General features: G+C 65.6%; 15 protein-coding genes. 1 reads left to right on the top strand and 14 read right to left on the bottom strand.

The features are described 5' to 3' along the window. Positions 1-9: 9 nt before the first annotated feature. Positions 10-1,254 carry a glycosyltransferase family protein gene (locus tag JJB11_RS06635; protein ID WP_201167478.1) on the top strand — a complete coding sequence of 415 codons (1,245 nt, stop codon included), beginning with the start codon at positions 10-12 and terminating at the stop codon, positions 1,252-1,254. Here the strand turns inward: JJB11_RS06635 and JJB11_RS06630 are convergent. The 14 genes from JJB11_RS06630 to JJB11_RS06565 form a co-directional block, all read right to left on the bottom strand. After that, positions 1,187-1,798, bottom strand: a complete 612-nt coding sequence (locus tag JJB11_RS06630) for an acyltransferase (protein WP_201167475.1) — start codon at positions 1,796-1,798, stop codon at positions 1,187-1,189. The genes JJB11_RS06635 and JJB11_RS06630 overlap by 68 nt on opposite strands. A gap of 101 nt (positions 1,799-1,899) precedes the next feature. After that, entirely contained in the window at positions 1,900-2,922 is a 1,023-nt protein-coding gene (locus JJB11_RS06625) for a glycosyltransferase family 2 protein (protein ID WP_201167473.1), read from the bottom strand. Beyond that, positions 2,922-4,298, bottom strand: coding sequence for a polysaccharide biosynthesis protein (locus tag JJB11_RS06620; RefSeq protein WP_201167468.1), 1,377 nt, complete (start codon positions 4,296-4,298; stop codon positions 2,922-2,924). Before JJB11_RS06620 ends, JJB11_RS06625 begins: the two co-directional genes overlap by 1 nt. Before the next feature lie 25 nt (positions 4,299-4,323). After that, positions 4,324-4,506 (bottom strand): hypothetical protein, encoded by a 183-nt coding sequence (locus JJB11_RS06615; protein WP_207189933.1) that lies wholly within the window; start codon positions 4,504-4,506, stop codon positions 4,324-4,326. Between the two features lie 138 nt (positions 4,507-4,644). Next, on the bottom strand, positions 4,645-5,820 hold the full coding sequence (locus JJB11_RS06610; RefSeq protein ID WP_201167463.1) for a hypothetical protein: 1,176 nt from the start codon (positions 5,818-5,820) through the stop codon (positions 4,645-4,647). Next, the gene (locus tag JJB11_RS06605; RefSeq protein WP_201167462.1) at positions 5,817-6,632 is read right to left on the bottom strand and encodes a hypothetical protein; all 816 of its coding nucleotides are present in this window, start codon (positions 6,630-6,632) and stop codon (positions 5,817-5,819) included. Before JJB11_RS06605 ends, JJB11_RS06610 begins: the two co-directional genes overlap by 4 nt. Continuing rightward, positions 6,625-7,878 (bottom strand): glycosyltransferase family 2 protein, encoded by a 1,254-nt coding sequence (locus JJB11_RS06600; RefSeq protein WP_201167460.1) that lies wholly within the window; start codon positions 7,876-7,878, stop codon positions 6,625-6,627. Before JJB11_RS06600 ends, JJB11_RS06605 begins: the two co-directional genes overlap by 8 nt. A 5-nt stretch (positions 7,879-7,883) precedes the next feature. Then, positions 7,884-8,351 (bottom strand): pilin, encoded by a 468-nt coding sequence (locus JJB11_RS06595; protein ID WP_201167458.1) that lies wholly within the window; start codon positions 8,349-8,351, stop codon positions 7,884-7,886. A gap of 295 nt (positions 8,352-8,646) precedes the next feature. Further along, positions 8,647-9,114 carry a pilin gene (locus tag JJB11_RS06590; protein ID WP_201167456.1) on the bottom strand — a complete coding sequence of 156 codons (468 nt, stop codon included), beginning with the start codon at positions 9,112-9,114 and terminating at the stop codon, positions 8,647-8,649. A 214-nt stretch (positions 9,115-9,328) separates the two neighbouring features. Beyond that, entirely contained in the window at positions 9,329-10,120 is a 792-nt protein-coding gene (locus tag JJB11_RS06585) for a 3',5'-cyclic-nucleotide phosphodiesterase (protein ID WP_201167454.1), read from the bottom strand. 15 nt (positions 10,121-10,135) lie between these two features. Further along, positions 10,136-12,385, bottom strand: coding sequence for a CHASE2 domain-containing protein (locus JJB11_RS06580; RefSeq protein ID WP_201167452.1), 2,250 nt, complete (start codon positions 12,383-12,385; stop codon positions 10,136-10,138). Positions 12,386-12,412: 27 nt separating this feature from the next. After that, entirely contained in the window at positions 12,413-13,099 is a 687-nt protein-coding gene (locus tag JJB11_RS06575) for an FHA domain-containing protein (protein ID WP_201167451.1), read from the bottom strand. A 46-nt stretch (positions 13,100-13,145) separates the two neighbouring features. Continuing rightward, entirely contained in the window at positions 13,146-13,931 is a 786-nt protein-coding gene (locus JJB11_RS06570; RefSeq protein ID WP_201167449.1) for a Stp1/IreP family PP2C-type Ser/Thr phosphatase, read from the bottom strand. Between the two features lie 10 nt (positions 13,932-13,941). Beyond that, entirely contained in the window at positions 13,942-16,758 is a 2,817-nt protein-coding gene (locus JJB11_RS06565; RefSeq protein ID WP_201964666.1) for a protein kinase domain-containing protein, read from the bottom strand. Positions 16,759-16,959: the final 201 nt, after the last annotated feature.

Raw genomic sequence — 16,959 nt, 5'->3', positions numbered from 1 at the left:
CTTCGCGTGATGAGAACCAGAACCTGCTTCGCCACCATTGCATCGGGCAACTATTTGGCCTACGCGCGCGTATTGCGTGATTCGGTCTCCCGTCACATGCCGGAGGCGGCCTTCCGCCTATTGATTGTTGACCGCCGGACCGCAGCTCTCGACAGCGAGCTTGCTGAAACCGGGCTTTCGGCAACGTATGCCGAGCAACTTGGATTGCCGGATTTCGAACTCATCGCGTACAAGTTCGACGTGGTGGAACTGAACACCGCACTGAAGCCAAGTTTCCTCAAGCAGCTGTTCACCGAAGGCTACGAACAGGTAGTCTACCTGGACCCCGACATCCAGGTGCTGGCCCCTCCGGAGCCGGTTCTCGCCGCCCTCCACGATTGCGAGATCGTCCTCACACCGCATGCGCTGCGTCCGGTCATGGACGGCAAACGACCGTCGGACATCGACTTCCTGCGTGGCGGGACATTCAACCTCGGCTTCGTCGGCCTGCGCGCCGGCGCCAACGCCCGTGCATTCCTGGACTGGTGGGAGAGGAGATGCCTGGCGCTGGGCTTCAACGACGCCACTTTCGGCGTATTCGTCGATCAAAAATGGGTCGATCTGGCTCCGTCTTACTTTGATTCGGTCCGCGTTCTGCGGCACCCCGGGTGCAACGTAGCCTACTGGAACTTGCATGAGCGCACACTGGAGCGCTCTGCGAGTGGCTACACGGCGAACGGGCAGACGCTCTCTTTCTTCCATTTCAGCGGGGTCGACGCGTTGCGACCGGAGCGACTCTCGCGCCACCAGAACCGCCATGTTCCCCCGCTGGACCCGATTGTCTCGGAGCTGGTCCAGAACTACTGCGCCGCTCTTCTGGCGGCGGGTCACGAACGCTATCGCGGCAACGCGTATGGGTATGCGGTTCTCGACGACGGCTCGCCAATCAGTCCCCTGATGCGGCGCGCCTCCGGTTGCAGCGACCTTGACGTCTCTCGCCCCTTCGCCGCGGACTCGCAGTTCCAACGCGAGCTGCGCGCGCGGGGCCTCGCGCAAACGGCGGCGGCGCCGGCGCCGCAGGGCGACAACACCCTCACCTTTGATGCCGGAGACAAACGCGTGCGGACCGTCAACAGTCTCGTACGTTTGCTTGCGCGCATCGCAGGCGCGCAGCGTGTGGCACTGCTACTGCGCTACGCCACATTCCTCAGCTGGGGATCGAACTTGCCTGCGGTGCTGCTGCGCCGGCCACCGGACCTGGGCCACCACGAATAGGACGGATCCAGGTGGCGGTTGCGCCGTCGAACACGCGCACTACGACCGCCGGCGCTCCCGCAACCATCGCGCCAGCCGGTACATCGCCCCGAACGACTGCATGTGCCCCGATCACCGCGCCGCGACCGATCCGGGCCGGCCCGAGGATGTGCGCTCCATCGCCGATCCATACGTTGTCCTCGATGACCACTGGACCACGAAGCACCAGCGGCCGATTCGAAGGCGGCTCGTCGGGCGTGCTCTGCGCGGTCCCCGAATAGGTTCCGTGCTGGTGGTCGGCAACAAAAATCAGGCTGCCAAACAGCACATCGTCGCCAACACTGATCGCCTCGATCGCCGAGAGGTGGACGCCGTGCGAGAACGACACGCGGTTCCCGATCACGATCCTGGGCTCGAATTCGACGGCGCGATAGGAGGTCACCGCCTCCAGCCACAGCCCGCTACGGACGCTGACGTCACGCCCCCATCGAATATGGCGGACCCCGATCAGTTCGCATCCCGGACCCAATTGCAGGCCAGGGGCGCCGAGGCTGCGTGCGGCCAACCACGATCTCAATCGGCGAACAGCCGCCCGCGATGCAGCAGGAACGGTCCACGCGATGCCGTCATGCCGTAGCCGTCCGAGAAGCATGCGTAACAGCGAACTCACCGCCACTTCTCCCGCGTGCGTAGCCGCCGCGTCCACGCCCGGGTGTCAAGCCATGCAGTCGCCATCACGAGCCGGGCCAGCGGCTGCGGCCAACTGGCGATCCAGGTGATGCGGCGACGCTGGCGTGGCCGGTCGGGCCACACCCGCGCCATCATCGCCTCGACGGCTTGCCAGTCGGCCAGCCGAAAGGCCCCGGCCTTTCCAAGCCTGATACCCCAGACAAGACCGGGCAGATAGCCGCGCAAAATGTGTTCCTGAAGGAAGTCGCGAATCGACGGTGCGCGCGCGAGCCTCTCGCCGATGATTCGGTGGTACTGCTGCACAAACGTCTCGAACAGTGCATAACCGCCGCCATGTCCCGCACGCGCCAACAGCCAGGCCTCTGGCGCCGCATACAGCGGCCCACCGGCCGCAAGCAAGGCAAGATGCCATTCCAGCTGCGCCAGGAAGCTGCCCTCGAATCGCGTTGGTCGCGCGTCGGCCAACGAGAGGTATCGCTCCCGATCCAACACCCAGGAGGACAGGAACGTCACGTATGCGTTCGCGCGTATGGCCAGCTCGCCCGCGTTCACTGGCTGCGGCTCCATGACCGGCGATGGCGCAGGAACGCACTCGGCCAAGTCCCCCGAGTGCCAGCGAGCAGGCAGATAGAGGAGGTCGCACCGTCGCCGCGCCAGGAACGCGGCGACCCGTTCGAGAACGCCGGGTAGCGGAAGATCGTCGTCCCCGATCATCCAAACGTGCCGTCCGCGCGCCTCAGTGAGGCACCGAATGAAGTTCGCATCTGCACCAACATTGAAAGGACTCCGCAGGACGCGCAGCCATCCAGCGATCGCGAGACCTTCGAGGAATTCGGTCGTCCCGTCCGTTGAGGCGTTGTCACAGACAAGAAGCTCGACCGTGCCCTCCGCGTGCAGCCGCTGGACCTCCGGCCCTATGGCGCTCAGCAGCAGACGCAAGCACCCAAGACGGTTATAGGTGGGCACGGCCACCGTGAGCAATGGCGGATTCCCAAGCATCAAGCGCTCTCCTTCGCAGCCCTTGCGTTTCCTTCCATCAGCCACCACTCGCGCCGCTTGCGCAGAAACACTGTGGTGCCACCGACGAGTCCTACGCCCAATGTGGCCACTGCGTATGCGGCAACGGCCCCTGCAAGTCCATAAGGCGGAATCCAGGTGACGCACATAACGGCTGTCACCGCCCCGCTCGCCAGCGACAGCACCATGAAGGGATCCTCACGATGGGCGCGCAGCAATGTCGCCTGCGCGAAGATCAGGTGATTCGCGAGACTCACGACGCAGAATACGGCGACAAGCGGAAGCGGCGGGAGGCGAGCGGAGAGCGGCGAGCGCAAGACCGTCAGCTCCCACACTGCCGCCAAGACACAAGCAAGGAGCAAGAATAGAGCACCCGCGGACTGCAGCACGGCGCGCCAAAAAAGGCGATCCAGCTCGCGCCCCTGGCCGAGCGCAATGAGCCTCCCATAGACGGGAACTTGCGCGCTGACCCACGCTAGCGCCAGCATGTTGATGCCTCCAAACGCTTGCAAAGCGAGCCCCATCTGCCCGGCGGGGGCGGGCCCGCAGCTAGCGAAGAGCAGTGGGGTGAAAAGCTGCGCGATCAGCACGCCACTCGCCCAGCTCACGGCCATGCGCCATTGGAATGGCCATATTTCGGATCGCCAGCGAATGCCGGCTCCGATCCTGCGCGGCAATCTCCACACTTGAGTGAAAAAGCCGCCGTAGCAGCCGGCAAGCCAACCGACAGCGATCAATGCCGATACTCCAGCCTGCAGCACGAGTGAGTACAGTCCTGCGCCTCCCGCAAGGGCCGCCCAAAGCGCGAGCACGGAACCCACGGACTGCACCAAACGCCCGAACCCCACATCTGCGACTTTGCCGCAGCCTTCCAGCACTGCAAAAGCGCCGGCGGCAGTCAAGTTGATGGCAGCCAGCGGCACGAGCAGGACCCATGCCGCCCGCGCCGAGTCACGGACAGCGCCGTCTCCGGATCCCAGAAGAATCCACCCGATCGGGAGCAGAGCGGCAACCAGCGCCAGCGCCCCCGCGCCAAGCCACTTGAGCGAAAAATGCAGCAGCGAACGCAGCCGCTGCCGGGCAGGCTCCGGCCCCTCGATGCGACGGCCGTGCGTCCACGAGAGCGTGGCAGCTTCGTGGCTCGCGAAATGCACGATGGCCTGCAGCAGCCCTAGCTCCACCAGCGACTGCCAGGCGATCAGACTGACGAACGTGAAGAAGTAGCCCTGAAGCTCCACTGTGAGGAAGCGGCTGATCATCACGAGCGTGACCAGCCCCGCGGCTACAGGCCAGCCCCGCGCCAGCAACAGTGCCAATACGGCGCGGTCCAGGCCCACGCACAACGCGAGCCGCGCCACACTCACGATCGGAACCCGCTGCAGGTCATGCGTAGCTTTCCACCATCTTGCGAAATACCTTGGCGCGAGCCACCCTAGGCGGCCAGCCGAGTGCGGCAGCCAGGCTCGTCACGACGGCGATCTTGCCCAACAGGCGCTCCCACGGGAAGCCCGCTCCCATTTCGGCGACGTCATCATCCACGACTCGGCTTGCGGCGGATAGATTCATTCGAATCCCACACTGAAGTAATTTGCGATGCACGACGCCTCGCACTTGCGATCACGCGGCCCATCCCCTTGCCGCCGGCGGCGGAGCATCACTCATGATGAAAGACGAACCGCAGCAGAAGGCTGCGTTCCACTGTGCTCATTGGCGACCGGTTTGCCATGCGCCGTCACTGCGAAGCATCGAACAGTCCAGCGTTCGCTTGGCCTCGACTAGCTCCTCACGTGTTCCCAGGAGAACAGGATTGAGCGCCCGCCAGAATTTGTACCAGACTTGACCGTTGTCGAGGACGTACACGCGAGAATCAGACTCGGAGAAATGGCGCTCCCAGCCATCCACGACGCGCAAGGTCGATTTTTCCCATGAGGGAAAGAACCGCGGGCAGAGGACGCTCAAGCGCTGAAACGCACGCTCCACTTCAGCCGGAATCGGCGCCGGCCGTGCCGCGTCGGGAAGCGTTGGCACGTATGCTAATGGACAAGACCAGAAGCCCACCGGGCGGGCGGCAGGGCCAGGGTGGTCGCGGCCCTCCAGGCGAGTTTGTCCCAACGAACGAATCAGGTGGCAGTCTCCGCTGATGCGCAGATGCCGCTGCGCGATCATCTTGTCGAATGCCTCCGGCACCGCCTGCTCCGGCTTTCCATCGGCGAGCGTGGCTGGAGGCAGCGACGGGGCCAGGAGCCGCACTGGGCCAGCCCGCGCTGCACGGGTAAGGTATTCATCCAGCCAGCGCGAGTCATGTGAGGTTGCGTCTGCGCTGGTGATATTGACCCAGCGAGAGTTCGCGGGGAACTGAGGAGCGATCAGCGAGTAGGAGATTGGCGAGATCGTGACGTACGTGGTCGCAGGAGCTTGGGTCTCTTCCCGCCCGAGTTCCACGGAAAAGTACGGCGCCTCTTGCCAGTCCGCCCAGGACCAGGTACCCCAGGGCGGCTGCTGCGTGAGGACGAACAACTGCGCCACCACGAGGCCAAACGCAATCGACGCCTTCATCGTCCGGGTGAGAGGGAGGGCGCACAGAAGGCCGATGGCGATGGGACCAGCGCAGACCAGCAAGGGAATGAAATAGCGGCCGTTGCCTGAGGTGGTGAGCCACGCCCACGTGGAAACCAGGAGCACGAGCAGCATCGCGAACGTCGGACGTCGACCGGGACCAAGGCGCCGCCACATGACGAGTGCAGCAGCGGCGAGGAACAGGACGGCGGCGAGGCGTACATCGGGTGCGGGTATCTCAACGTATACGTTGGCGTCCGGCGCCGCCATGTCGAAGAACCGCGTGAGGGCCTGCGTCAGCGAATCTGGTTCGAACCTGATCATCGGTGCCACCCGCCAAGATCCCGAAGGCGCGCGAACCAGTCGTCGTACATGGGATAAATCGGGTTCCCGAAATGGGTCCAGAGCTCCCACCCCCAGTAACCGTAGACCAGCGCGTAGCTTGCCAGGAGCATCAAGCCTGCGGCGATACTGCGATTGATGCGCTGCATCGCCGATCCCGCGGGCCACAGCCAAAGCAGCGGCAACACAATGGCAAGGGGTCCATTACTCAGCTTGAATGCAACGGCTATTCCCGCAGCGGCACCTGACAGCAGCGCAGGTCGCACGGCTCCAGCGGCAGGCTCGCCCACCGGTTGCAAGGCGAGCGCGTATGCCCAGATCAGCGGAATGCCTGCGAGCAGGTCATTCGAAGTGGCGTCGAAGAGCGAAAGAACAACTCCGCTCAGAAATGCGAGCAGAACCGCAGTGACGCGCATTGCCGCCGAGAAGGCCTCGGCGCCCTTGATGCAACTGCGAGCAATCATCCAGACCGGAGGAATGGCCGTTGTGTTCAGCAACGCCAGCACTACGCCCGCCGTCGTCCCGCTTGCACCCGCCGACGCCAGCTTGTACACGGGCCAATACAGATACGGAAACTGGTACGACTGGTATCCGGCAGGCAGATAGTCGAGGGACAGCCGTGAGTGCTCCGCCGACCACCCGAGATAGAAGTGGTGATTGAGGGCGTCCCAGCTGATGCCAAGATGCCCCAGGTAGATCGGAATAAAAGTGAAGCACAGCGCACCGAGAAGGTAGACACACACACCCTCGTGCCGAAAAACCCACGAAGGAACTGCCGTTCGCTCCTCAGGCATGTCGCTTCTGCCGACCCGTCCGCCAAGCCAGCTCGATGGCGCCCGCGAACAGCGTTCCCGCCACGGCTTGCATGCCGATGATCATCAAGGTCACGGCGGGAATCGCGGCCCGCATGCCTTCCGTTGGCGCAAGCGGCCCGAAGCCGGACCTCCCCCACTGCTGCACCAGGCCGACCGACCAGATCAGTCCGATGGCGAATAGTCCGGCCCCGAGCAGCAGTCCCGCTTCAAGACTCAACGCGGGCTGCGCGCGTCGAAGCCATGGCGGCTGCGGCACTATGCCGGACAGCACCCCGAGCCATTTCGTCAAGACCGCGAGCTGCACCAGCTGGACGCCAAGGACCATGGCACCCGCCATGTACAACATCGTGTGAATGCGCAGATCATGCGCGTCACTGCTCCACGGGCGCTGCAGCACGCCCATGCCCACCACGCCTGCCAAGACAAGCATTACGCCCGGATACAGGAACAGCCAGCGCGGGCAGAACAGGAGCAGGAACTTCAGGTGCCGCCACCCATCGCGCCACGTGCGCAGGTGCGGCGGCCGGCCACGCCCGTCCGGCTTCAGGGTTGTGGGGACTTCCGCAATCGAGATCCCAGCCAGGGCGGCCTTGGCCACCATCTCGCTTGCAAACTCCATTCCGTTGCTCACTAACCCAAGGGCGGCAACGGACTCCTGATGGAAGCCCCGGATCCCGCAATGGAAATCTCCGATGTCCGTGCGGAAGAATAGGCGTCCGATGAAGCTCAATACCGGATTGCCCAGGTAACGATGCAGCAAAGGCATCGCACCTTCCGCGATGCCTCCACGGAACCGGTTTCCCATCACGAGCCGAGCACCGCCTCGCAGCTGCTCGACGAACGCATCCAGGTTCGAGAAGTCATAACTGCAGTCCGCGTCGCCCATGATAACGTAGGCTCCGCGCGCAGCCTCGATGCCGCCCTTCAGTGCTGCGCCATAGCCTCGATCCGGTACAGCTATTACGCGCGCGCCGGCGGAACGCGCCAGCTCTCGCGAACCATCTGTGGATCCGTTGTCAGCAACGACAACCTCACCCCGGATTCCTGCGCGTTCCAAGAAGCCGAGCGCCGCCTCTACGCAGGCAGCCACTGTCTTCGCCTCGTTAAGGCACGGCATCAGAATCGTCAGCTCCAACGCGTCTTGAGCACGAAAAGGCGCCGCCACGTCTTGCGTGGCGATGCCTGTGAACAAAAGGGGCCTGGCGGCCCCCTCTGCAGCATGCATGCTGATCAGCCGCCGCGGCAGGAGCCCGGCAGGAACTTCGCCGTGACCGTCGTGCCGGTGCCGCCGCAGACCCACTTGAAGATGGTCTGGGCTTGATTGCTATAGGTCATCGTGCTGCCGTTGCTGTCAGCGGGGATCAGAGTCACCGCGCCGTTGGCGCCGGGGCCGATGTTCTGGGAGGTCACCGTCACGATGCCGTTGCCGTCGGTGGCGATCGACGCAACATACTTGGACGCGGCCGTCGTCGATTCGCAGCCCCAGTTGCCGGGCTGCACGGACGTCTGCGAGCCGGACTGGTACACCTCGGTGATGGTCGTGCGGCAGGCGGACGCGGCCAGGATCACCTCGGACATCTTGGCACGCTTGGTGTAGTCCTGGTATGCGGGCAGGGCCACCGCGGCCAGGATACCGATGATCGCGACCACGATCATCAGTTCGATCAGGGTGAAACCCTGTTGAAGTTGACGCTTCATTGAGACCTCCAGGTTGATGAAGAAGCAAGGAAGTATTGCAAGCCCTGTGCCAACCCCGTTTCGTGAACTTCTTGGCACGTTCGACGAGACCTGAAGCCGTCCGGTCGACGCAAAGCGTCGTTCGGCCGACAAATTTGCGCGTCTTCGCTCCCGACCGACTGAACCCGCTGCTGGCCGGTCCGTCGCATTCCAGCGCATACCGCGCCCGGAACGGCATCGCCCCGTCTGGCGCGCGAACGGCGAGCCCAAAAAGCAAAAAGGGGCCTGGCGGCCCCCTCTGCAGCATGCATGCTGATCAGCCGCCGCGGCAGGAGCCCGGCAGGTACTTCGGCGTGACCGTCGTTCCGGTGCCGCCGCAGACCCACTTGAAGATGGTCTGGGCTTGGTTGCTATAGGTCATCGTGCTGCCGTTGCTGTCAGCGGGGATCAGAGTCACGTCACCGTTGGCGCCGGGGCCGATGTTCTGGGAGGTCACCGTCACGATGCCGTTGCCGTCGGTGGCGATCGACGCAACATACTTGGACGCGGCCGTCGTCGATTCGCAGCCCCAGTTGCCGGGCTGCACGGACGTCTGCGAGCCGGACTGGTACACCTCGGTGATGGTCGTGCGGCAAGCGGACGCGGCGAGGACCACCTCGGACATCTTGGCACGCTTGGTGTAGTCCTGGTATGCGGGCAGGGCCACCGCGGCCAGGATACCGATGATCGCGACCACGATCATCAGTTCGATCAGGGTGAAACCCTGTTGAAATTGACGCTTCATTGAGACCTCCAGGTTGACGAAGTGAGGAGGTAGTGCAAGCGCCATGCCAAAGACGTTTTGTGAACTTCTTATCGCTTTCTGACAACCTGGAAGCCGTTCAGCCGACGTAGAGCGTCGTTCGCAGTGACAAATTTGCGCATTAGCGGATGCCAGCCGACCGAAAGTGCCAGGCGCGCACGCGTCTCCATGTGGCCGCCGGCCGGCCTGCCCCTCCTCACAGCTCGAACTCCTCGCCCGCGCGCAGCCAGCGGATGTCGTGGCTCACGTTCATGCCGGACGGCTGCGCCTGCTCGAAGCGCTGGATCTCCGCCATGATCAGCGCGGTTTCCGCAGGCTTGGTGTGCGTGATGTAGATCGGGAAGCGCTTGCGCTTGTCGATGCGATCGAGTTCCCCGGCCAGGGCGACGGGCGACAGGTGCAGGCTGCGCCTCGCGAGGTCTTCTTCCCGGTTGCTGAAGGCGGTCTCGATCACGAGGGCCGCCACATCGAGCTGGTTGATGCGGCTCCAGAACGCCGGGTTGCGCTCGGTGTCGCCGGTGAACACCCAGCAGCCTGCACCCGCACTGACGGCATAGCCGCACGCCGGCACCGTGTGCACTGCCGGCAGCACCTCGACGACCTTGCCGTGCAGCGCAAGGCTCTGTCCCACCTGCACCTCGTGGAAGGACACGAAGGGCGATTGCGGCGTGGGGATGCGGCTGAAGTCCGGCCAGATCACGTTGTTGAAGATGTGCGCCTTCAGGGCCGTGATCGTGCCGGGCAGCGCGTGCACGCGGATCGGTTCTGCGAGCTGCGAAGCCACCGCGTCCACCATCAGCGGCAGCGCGGCGATGTGGTCCAGGTGCGAGTGGGTGAGGAAGACGTCGCGGACGCCCCGCATCTGCTCCAGGGACAGGTCGCCGACGCCCGTGCCCGCGTCGACGAGTACGTCGCCGTCGATGAGGAAGGACGTCGTCCGGCAGTCCCTCGCGATCGCGCCGGAACAGCCCAGCACCCGCACGCGCATTGGCAACGCCCCTATCTATTTCGTCTCGAACTGGGTCGCGCCATCCCATCCCGGGTCGAATGGCAGCAACCGCATCGAGGCTACACGTTGGGCGTACAGCTCGTAAAGGTACTTTTTGGCGCCCAACCTCTGCAGGTTCACCAGCTGCAGCTCACTCTTTTCCCAGTCCTGAGCGCGGTACGCCTGCAGGAAAGCGCCCCACGCGCGGAGTTCGTCGGCGGCCTGCGGATCCAGCGCGCCGGAGGGACCCAGCGGGTGGAAGATGGCCACCGCTTCCTGCTTGCCCTTGACGCGGACGCGATCGAGGTCCAGCCAGCTGAACTCGCGCGCTTGCTGGCGCGTGGACTCGCTCGCCACGATGTCCACGCCATACACCTTGCAGAGCCCCTCGAGCCGGGAGCCCAGGTTCACGGCATCGCCGATCACCGTGTAGCTGCGGCGCACGTCCGAGCCCATGTCGCCCACGCACATCGTGCCGGTGTTCAGCCCAATGCCCACGCCGATGTCCGGAATGCCCTTGGCGCGGTGCTCCTGGTTGATCGCGCGCACCGCCTGCGTGATCTGCAGCGCCGTCTTCACCGCCAGCTGCGCATGCATCGGCGTCTCCACAGGCGCGCCCCAGAACGCCATGACGCAGTCGCCCATGTACTTGTCGATGGTGCCCCGGTTGGCGCGGATGATCTCGGTGAGCTGGCTGAACACCGCGTTGAGCAGCTCCTGCAGCTGCGTGGGCTCCATGCGCTCCGACATGCTGGTGAAGCCGCGCATGTCGCAGAACATGACGGTCAGCTCCTTGTTGCTCGCCTTCATGCTGTAGCTGTCCGGGTCCTTCACCATCTCGTCGACGAGTTCAGGCGGGACGTAGGTTCCGAACAGGTTGGCGAGCTCACGCTTGCTGCGGCTCTCGACGAAGTAGCCATAGCTCATGTTCAGCGCGAATGCGGCGCCCGCCATCACGAGGGCGGAGGCCAGCGGCAGCACCAGGCCGAAGGTGTTGAACAGGAAGTAGTTCAGCGCCAGGAGGCCCGTCATGACGGCCGAACTCACCAGCACGGCGACGGTGGCCGACAACATGGGCAGCAGGAACGCGAGCGCGAGGCCCGCGACCATCAGCACGACTACCTCGTAGCCCATGGCGTAGTCGGGCTTCACGAGCAATCGGCCCTCGAGCAGCCCCGAGACCGCGTTCGCGTGCACTTCCACGCCGGGGTAGGTCGCGCCCACCGGCGTGACGCGCAGGTCCAACAGCCCGGGCGCGGTGGTGCCCACCAGCACGATCTTGTCCTTGAGCGCGCCCGCTGGCAGCCGTTTCGCGATCAGGTCCGAGGCGGACACGTAGCGGAACGAGCCGCCCATCGGGCCGCCCGGGCCGCGGAACGGGACGAGCACCGCCACCTTGTCGTCCACCGGGATCGCCGCCTGCCGCGACCCGAGCTTCAGCAGGACGCTGTCCAGCCCCGGATAGCTGCGGCCCACGAAGTGCTCGCGCGGGAAACCCGGTTCCACGGCCGGATGCCCGGCCAGAACGCGGAACATGGCGAGCGCCAGCGATTCGTAGTACGCGCCTCCATATTCCGCCAGCAGCGGGATGGAGCGCACGACGCCGTCCCCGTCCGTGATGGAATTGAAGTAGCCCGCCACCGGGGCGGCCTGTGCGAGCTGGGGAATGTTGGAGCCGTAGCCCTGGAAGCTGTAGAAGGCGATCGGGCGGCCCTTCAGGCTGTCGCGGGTCATCACCGGCGCCGGCAGCAGGCCGCTCTTGCGGGCATCCCGCTCGCTGGTGAGGTAGTAGCCGAGGACGGCGGGACGCTTTTGGAGCGCCCGGGCGAAGCTCGCGTCGTAGTCCAGGCTGGATTGCAGCTGCGCCACCCGCTCGCGGAAGCCGGCGGCGTCCCTCAGGTCCGCCTGCGCAAGCTCCCGCAGGCGCTGCAGGCCCGAGCTCTCGTCCGGCTCGGCGAACACCACGTCGAAGCCGACAAGCGCCACCTGCTGGCGCTCGAACAGCTCGTCGAGCATGGCGGCGAGCTTGTTGCGACCCCAGGGCCAGCGCCCGACTTCGGCCAGGCTCTTCTCGTCGATGTCGACGATGACCACGCGCGGGTCCATGCTGCGCGGCATGCTCGCGCGCAGCCGCGCGTCGTAGAGGATGGCGTCGAGGCGGTTCAGGAAACCGATGGGAAGCGCGCCCACCGCGTGGAGCAGCGCAAACACCAGCGGGGCCAGCGTGATCGCGATGCGCGGCCAGTGCCTGGCAAGCGTCCCCATGCGAGACGGGTGCGCCGTGGCGGGCCGTCAGCCCGCCTGCAGAAACTGCATCTGCGTGCCGGCCAGCTCCAGCATGTCACCGTTCTTCAGCGTCACGGGGTCCGGCCCGATCGCTGCGCCATTGAGCATCGGCTTGTTCGCGCCCTCGACATGGGCGACCACGAAGCCGTGCGAGCGCTTGGTGATGGCGGCGACCGCCACGCCGGGTTTGCCGATGGTCGTGACCACCTTCACCAGCGGCACCTCGCGTCCGGCAGCGGCGCCAGACAGAACCTTGATGCTGGCATTCGCTGCGGCTTCGCCCGCCGCAGCGGGTGTGCCCGCAGGTTTCGCCGCGGAGCCTGCAGGCGCGCCGGCCGCCGTCGCCGGCATGGGCGGCACCATGCCCGGCTTGATGATCTGCGTCTTCTCGAAGGTCGCGCCCGGCACCTCGTTGATGAACTTGATCTTGTACTTGCCGATTTCGACGGTATCGTTGTTTTGCAACAACTGCTTCTTCACCGCCTTGCCGTTGACGTAGGTCCCGTTGGTGCTGTTCAAGTCTTCCAGGAAGACCTCATTGTCCCCGAGCTGCAGTACCGCATGCTCGCCGGACACGGCCAGGTTGTCGATCACGATGTCGTTGTAAGGGCGCCGTCCGAGCGTGGTCCGGTCCTTGGTCAACTGCACTTCCTTGATGACGACACCGTCGATCGAAACGATCATCTTCGGCATGGTCGACTCCTCTGATTCAGTGTTCTAGCCCGTAATTCCGGCGGCCTCATTGTCCCAGCCAGCGGGAGATGAAGCCCCGCTTCCTGGAGCCGCTGCTGGCCTGCGCCAGCAGCACCGAGATGTTGTCGCGCCCGCCATTCGCGTTCGCTGCGTCGACCAGCTGCACGGCTTTTTGCTCGAGGCCTCCGGACCCCACCAGGATCTGCGCGATGGCATCGTCGTCCAGCATATCCGACAGTCCGTCGGAACACATCAGAAAGAGGTCGCCAGGTTCGACCTTGTGCTCGTTGACCTCCAGCAGGACGGCGTCCTCCACGCCCAGGGCGCGGGTCACCAAATTCTTGTTGGTCGACGTGGCGGCCTGCTCCGGCGTGATCAGGCCCGCATCCATCTGCTCCTGCAGCAGCGAATGGTCCTTGGTGATCTGTTCCAGCGCGTCGTGGCGCAGGCGATAGCAGCGCGAGTCGCCGATGTGCCCCAGCATCAGGCGCCCGTCCTGGAACACCCCGACCACGAGGGTGGTGCCCATGCCGCTGTACTGGGGGTTGGAGTTGGCCGCGTTGAAGATCGAGCGGTTCGCGTTGTCGACGCAGATTTCCATCGCACGGCGCACTTCGCGACCGTTCGCGTGGCGTCCCGCTTGCGCCAGCCAGCGCCCGAGCTCGGACTTGATGAAGGTCGTGGCCATGCCGCTGGCGACTTCGCCGGCGTTGTAGCCTCCCATTCCGTCCGCGAGGATCCCGAGGCGGGTCGGCTCGTCGACTGTGACGGAATCCTCGTTGTTTTCGCGCGCAAGACCGGGGTCCGTGCGGATGCAAAACTCGTAGTTCATAGTTCGCGGGTCAAGGCTCCTGGCCGGTGTTCCTGGCGCCGGCCTGGGGCCTTTCCGGAGCCCCCGTCTTGTTCATCACGGTGGTTTTGTCGAACGGCGTTGCGGGCGCGAGCTCGACTTTCTGGGTTGCATCATATCCGCGCGACGCCACAGGCGTTACAGGCGCAGGCAAAGCGTTGCCTGCCGCCATCACTGGCGCGGATTCGACGGTCGCCGCGCTGGCATGAGCGGCGCCGGCGCGGCCGGAATTCCCGGTCTCGCCAAACGGCAAGGACGAAGCCGCTGCGCGCGCCGGCGCACCCGATTCCGTGGGCAAGCCGGCCAGCACGGCACGCAGGTCGCGCGCGAAGGCGTCGCCATCCGGGTAGCGCAGGTCCGGCTTCCTGGCGAGCGCGCGGCCGACCACCTCGGCGAGTCGCTGCGGCAAGTCGGGGCGCACCAGGCGCAAGTCCGGCGCGTCCTCGTTGGCGATCCTGTACATCAGCTGCGCCATCGACTCGCCCCGGAACGGCAGCGCGCCGGTGAGCATCTGGTAGAGCGTGACGCCCAGCGACCAGAGATCCGAGCGGCCGTCCACCTGGCGGCCCGCGAGCTGCTCGGGCGACATGAAACTGGGCGTGCCCAGCACCAGCCCCGTCCGGGTCCTGCTCGCGTCGGTGATGCGCGCAATCCCGAAGTCCGTCACCTTCACCGTGTCCGAGTCGCGCTCGTACATGATGTTCGCCGGCTTGATGTCGCGGTGGACCACGTGCTGCCGGTGTGCATAGGCCAGCGCCTCCGCCACGCGCGCCGCGATGGACAGCACGCGCGCGGCGGGCAGCAGGTTGCCGTCCCTGCAGTGGTCGACGAGGTCGCGGCCCTGGAGAAACTCCATCGCGATGTAGGCGAGATCGTGTTCCTCGCCGGCATCGAAGATCGTGACGATGTTCTGGTGCTGCAGCCGCCCGGCCGTCTCGGCCTCGCGGAAGAAACGCTCGCGCGCGTCCGCCAGTTCCTCGCCCTCGAACTCCTGGGACAGGGCCAATGTCTTGATCGCGACGACGCGTCCGATCTTCGGGTCGCGGCCCTGGTACACGACGCCCATGGCGCCCTTGCCCAGTTCCTTCTCCAGCCGGTAGCGGCCCAGCATCGGCTGTTCCACATCGCCACCGTCCACCAGCAGCGTGCCGCCGGAACGGCTCGCGCCGCCGCCGAGGATGACGGTCTCCGACAGCGTGCGGGCGCGCTTCAGTTTCGCGTCGAGGCCCTTGTAGCGCGGGTTGTAGCGCGCCATGTGGGCGTAGACGGCCTCCGCCTTGTTGAACTGCCGCTTGCGCTCGAAGTCCAGCGCGAGGCTGTAGAGGTTCGCCATCACCTCGTCGTTCATCGGCACGCGCTGGAAGCGGTCGAACGCCATGTCGAACTGGCCCTGCCCTTGCAGCGCGAGCCCCATCATGCGATTGGTCTCGGCGGATTCCTCGTCCGCCCGCACCTTGCCCGCCTCGGTGACGAGGAAGCGCTTGGTCGTGAGCGCGACATGGCCGATCAGCAGCAGCGCCGCCGGGAACACGAACTCGAGCCGGATCGCCGCGCCGGAAAGCAGCCCGAATTCCGTCGCCAGGAGAGCGATGAACAGCAGCGCCGTGAGCGCTCCGCCCATGCCGGCCGACAGCCGGGGCAGCACCGCGATCACGTAGCCGGCCACCAGCAGGAAGGCGCCCAGCGCGGCCCAGGTGCCCCAGGCCGGCACGACGATGTAGTGTTCCTCCAGGATGCTGGAGGTCACGTGCGCCAGCATTTCGACAGGCGTCACCGCGGCGTAGCCCGGAGCGGGGACCTGGGTGCCGACGCCCTGCGCCGTGGCGCCGATCAGGACGATCTTGCCCGCGTACTTGGACGCCGGGATCTTGCCCGTGAGCACGTCGTAGAAGGAGTCGATGCTGAAGGCCGACCGGCCGCCCGGGCGAGGGCGGTAGAACTGCGGGAGCACGCGCGCGGCGCCGTCGGTGGGCAGCCAGAGCTTGCCCACCTGCACCGACTTGCCGGGATGCAGCCTGATGTCCGAGATGGAGAGGTTCAGGCTCCTCGCCGCCGCGAGCAGCGCGAGGGATGGAATCGCCTTGCCGTAATAGTCGATCACCAGCGGGTTCGAGCGCACCGCTCCGTCCACGTCGTTCAGCAGGTTCAGCTGGCCGATGCCGGCGGCCGCGTTCGCGATCGCCTCGATCGGCTGGGTGGTGCTCACGCTCTCGATGGCGAAGTCCTGCGTGCCGTCCAGGGCGCTCCTCAGCGCGGCCGCGGTCAGCGGCCGGTCCGGTTTGCCCAGGGGTTGGCCGAGCGTGAAGAAGGAAGGCACCAGCACGTTGCCGGCCTTCGCGATGCTGGCCGCGAGCCGCGCGTCGTAGTCGAGGGCCTGATCCGCTTCCCGAATGAGCTTGGTCGCGGCGGCCACCGATGCCGGCTGGCCATGCGCGGGCGCGAGCGCGTCCTGGATCCTGCGGATGTAGGCCAGCCCGCGGTCGCTTTGCGGCTCCGCGAAATTGACCGTCTCGACGATCGTCTTGGCCTGGCCCGCCGCCAGCTTGTCGATCAGTTCGGCATGGACGTCACGGCGCCACGGCCACTGCCCGATGTTGCCGATGCTGTAGTCGTCGATCGCGATGATGGCCACGCGGTCCGAGGGCTGGCGCGCGGTGACCGTGCTCGCGTAGTCATAGAAGCGCCGCTCCAGGCCGCTCAGGAAATCCGTGGAGTACTGCAGCACCATCGTGGCGGCCACGACGAGCACGCCGACGAACCCATCCGTGCGCCAGAACTGCCCCCGCCGCGCGGAAGATGAAGTGCTCACTTGCGACCTTTTTGCCCGGCATGGCTGCCGGCCCAACGTGTGGAATCCCCAGAACGACCTGCGCCGCCGCCTTCACAGCGGACTCGCCAGTGACCGCGGCCAAGGGCCGGCCCTGACGATGCGAACCGGTCGCGCAGACGTACATTCTGTTTCAAAACGCGGCATGCGCCAAGCGAAAAAAAGGCCGGCGCCCCGTGGGGT

The sequence above is a fragment of the Ramlibacter ginsenosidimutans genome, assembly GCF_016654015.1.
Classification (GTDB): Bacteria; Pseudomonadota; Gammaproteobacteria; order Burkholderiales; family Burkholderiaceae_C; genus Ramlibacter; species Ramlibacter ginsenosidimutans.
Note: the sequence above shows the minus strand (reverse complement) of the source record. Positions and strands in the feature narration are given on the sequence as shown.